The sequence below is a fragment of the Streptomyces sp. NPDC001985 genome (genome assembly GCF_040296845.1).
Classification (GTDB): Bacteria; Actinomycetota; Actinomycetes; order Streptomycetales; family Streptomycetaceae; genus Streptomyces.
Genome location: NZ_JBEOYB010000169.1, coordinates 1 through 3751 on the forward strand (window position 1 = coordinate 1; position 3751 = coordinate 3751).

Annotated in this window: 1 protein-coding gene; it reads left to right on the forward strand. The window is 70.7% G+C overall.

All coding sequences use genetic code 11. The features are described 5' to 3' along the window. The coding region (locus ABT122_RS33340; protein WP_351559902.1) for a non-ribosomal peptide synthetase at window positions 1-3751 on the forward strand (3751 nt) is incomplete at both ends.

The window sequence follows — 3751 nt, forward strand, 5'->3', positions numbered from 1 at the left end:
TTCGACGAGCAGGGCACGGATGTCTATGTCGAGCAGCTCGACCTGGGCCTCGAAGGACCGCTGGACCCGGTGGCCCTCCGCGCGGCCTGGCAGGCCCTGCTCGACCGGCACGCCAGCCTCCGGGCCGGCTTCCGGCAACTCCCGGGCGTCGACCAACCGGTCCAGGTCGTCGCCGCGAAGGTCACCATGCCCTGGCGGCAGGAGGACCTCTCCGGTCTCTCGGCCGAGGAAGCGGCAGCCGAGGCCGACCGGGTGGGAATCGAGGAACGCTCCCGCCGCTTCGACCTCGCCGCGCCGCCGCTGGTCAAGGTGACCCTCGTCAGCCTGGGAGCCGACCGCTACCGGATGATGATCACGCTGCACCACATCGCGCTGGACGGCTGGTCGCTGCCGATCCTGATGCAGGAGCTCTGGACGGCGTACGAGGCCGGCGGCAGTACGAGTGGTCTGCCCGCGGTGACTCCGTTCCGCGACTATCTCGAATGGCTCTCCCGGCAGGACCGCGACGCGGCCCGCGAAGCCTGGCGCGACGCGCTGGCCGACGCCGAGGAGCCCACGCTGATCGCTCCCGTGGAGCGGGACGCCGAACTCGTCCACGGCGAAGTGGTGCTCGGCGACGCCGATCCCGCGCTGGACGAGGCCCTGCGCGAACTGGTCCGCGATCAGGGGATCACCCTGAACACCGTGGTGCAGGCGGCCTGGGCGCTGCTCATCGGAAAGCTCACGGGCCGCCGGGACGTCGTCTTCGGCGCGAGTGTGGCGGGCCGGCCCGCCGAGCTGCCGGGCATGGAGAACATGCTCGGGCTGTTCATCAACACCGTTCCGGTGCGCGTCCGGTTCGACCCGGCGCAGACCGTGGCGGGGATGCTGGCCGGGCTTCAGGCCGAGCAGTCCGTGCTCATGGACTACCAGTACCTCAGCCTCAGCGACATCCAGCGGCTGGCCGGTCCGGGTGCCGTCTTCGACACCATCATGGCCTTCGAGAACTTCCCATCGGGCGGTAACCAGGAGGCTCCCCCGGAGACCGATTCCCCGATGCCCGGACCGGGCGGACTGCGGGTGTTCGAATCGGGGATTCGGGAGTCGATCAACTTCCCGCTGGGGCTCGTGGCGGGGCCGATCGGTGGTCTGAGCATGCGCCTGACCTACCGCCCGGACCTGTTCACCGCCGACGAGGCCCAAGGGCTCCTCGGCCGGCTGCTGCGTCTGCTGGAGCAGATGACGCGGAACCCGGACGCCCTCCTCAGCCGGATCGAGGTCCTGGAGGAGACCGAGCGGAGCCAGGTCGTGTCCGAGTGGAACGACACCACACAGCCGATCGACGACGGCACGGTGCTTGACCACTTCGCGGGACAGGTCGCGCGGGTGCCGGACGCCCCGGCGGTGCGGTGCGGACCGGAAGTGCTGTCGTACGGGGAGCTGGAGGCGCGTGCGAACCGGCTGGCCCGGTATCTGGTCGCCCTGGGTGTGGGTCGTGAGCGGGTGGTGGGTCTGTGCCTGCCGCGCGGGGTCGACATGGTGGTGGCGCTGCTGGCGGTGTGGAAGGCGGGTGGCGCGTATGTGCCACTCGACCCGGAGCACCCGGAGGACCGCCTCGCGTACATGATCTCCGACAGCGGCGCCTCGGTGGTCCTGGCCACGGCCGGCATCGAGGTACCCGGGCCCGATACGCCCGTACTGTTCCTGGATGGTGCTGCGGACGCGATCGCCGCTCAGTCCTCGGAGCCGCTCGACACGGTGGTGGGTACGGAGCAGTTGGCGTATGTGATCTATACGTCGGGTTCGACGGGCCGTCCGAAGGGTGTGGCGGTGGCGCATGGCGGGGTGGCGAACCTCGCGCAGGTGATGCGTCCCGTGCTGGGCGTGGCGGAAGGGGTGGTGGCGCTTCAGTTCGCCTCCTTCAGCTTCGATGCGGCGGTTCTCGATGTCGCGGTCACGCTGGGTGCGGGTGGGACGCTCGCCATCGCTACGAGTGAGGAGCGGAGGGAGCCGGAGGCGCTGGCGGAGATGATCCGTGCCGCCGGTGTTGAGGTTGCCAGTGTGGTGCCGTCGCTGCTGGGTGTGCTGGATCCGGGTGCGGTGTCGGGTGTGCGGAACTGGGTGCTGGGTGCGGAGCGGTTGAACGCTGATCTGGCGAGCCGTTGGCTGGCGGGGTCGCGGGTGTGGAATACGTACGGTCCGACTGAGGCGACCGTGATCACCACCGCTGTGCCGCTGGACCCGGCGATGGGTCCGGAGGATCAGCCTCCGGCCATCGGCGCCCCGATCGGCAACGCCCGGGTCTTTGTCCTGGACGGTTTCCTCCAGCCGGTGCCGGTGGGTGTGACGGGTGAGCTGTATGTGGCGGGTGCCGGTCTGGCCCGGGGCTATGTCGGCCGCCCGGATCTGACCGCTGAGCGGTTCGTCGCGAACCCGTATGGCGGTCGGATGTACCGCTCGGGCGACCTCGCCCGGTGGACAGCCGACGGGCAGCTCCTCTTCGCGGGCCGGGCGGATGAGCAGGTGAAGATCCGTGGTTTCCGGGTCGAGCCGGGTGAGATCGAGGCTGTGATCGCTTCGCACGAGACGGTCGGCCAGGTCGCGGTGGTCGTCCGCGAGGACCGGCCGGGAGACAAGCGCCTGGTCGCCTATGTCGTCCCGGCCGCGGAGGCCGTCGACACCGACGCGCTGAAGCGGCACGCCGGAGACCGGCTGCCCGAGTACATGGTCCCGGCCGCGATCGTTCTCCTCGACGCGCTGCCGCTGACCGTCAACGGCAAGCTGAACCGGTCCGCGCTGCCCGTCCCCGAGGTCGCGGCACGTCAGGGCCGGGGCCCGGCGACCCTGATGGAGGAGGTGCTGTGCGGGCTCTTCGCCGAAGTGCTGGGACTCGACGACGTGGGCGCCGAGGCATCCTTCTTCGATCTGGGCGGTGACTCGCTCCTCGCGATGCGGCTGATCTCCCGGGTCCGCGCCGTCCTCGACACCGAGGTGAGCATCCGGGATCTCTTCACCGCCGCCACCGTGGCCGGTCTGGCCGGTCTCATCGACGGGACCGACGGGGAGACCCGGATCGCCCTGACCCGGCGGGAACGGCCGGATGTGCTGCCGCTGTCGTACGCGCAGCAGCGGATGTGGTTCCTCAACCGGCTGGAGGGAGCCGGAGAGGGCGCCGGCTACAACATGCCGATCGCGCTCAGGCTCTCCGGCGAACTGGATGTGGCGGCGCTGGAGGCGGCCATCGGCGATGTGGCCGACCGGCACGAGAGTCTGCGGACCGTCTTCCCGGAGACCGATGGCGCGCCGCGTCAGCACATCCTCACCGGGGAGGCCGGCCGTCCGCCGCTGATCGTCGTCGAGACGGACGAGAGCGGGCTTCAGGACGCGCTCGCCGCTCATGGCGGACGCCGCTTCGATCTGAGCGTCGATCTGCCGTGGCGGGTCCGGCTGCTGGTGACGGGTCCCGCTGAGTACGTCCTGCTGATCGTCGTGCACCATGTGGCGTCCGACGGCTGGTCCATGGGCGTGCTGACGCGTGACCTCGGCACCGCCTACACGGCCCGCCGCGAGGGCACGGCGCCCGGCTGGGAGCCGCTGCCGGTCCAGTACGCGGACTACGCGCTCTGGCAGCGCGAGGTGCTCGGAGCGCTGGACGACGAGGACAGCCTGGTCAGCGGCCAGCTCGCGTACTGGCGGGATGCTCTGTCGGGTGCGCCGGAGGAGTTGGTGCTGCCGGTGGACCGGCGGCGGCCGGCGGTGTCGACGTTCCGCG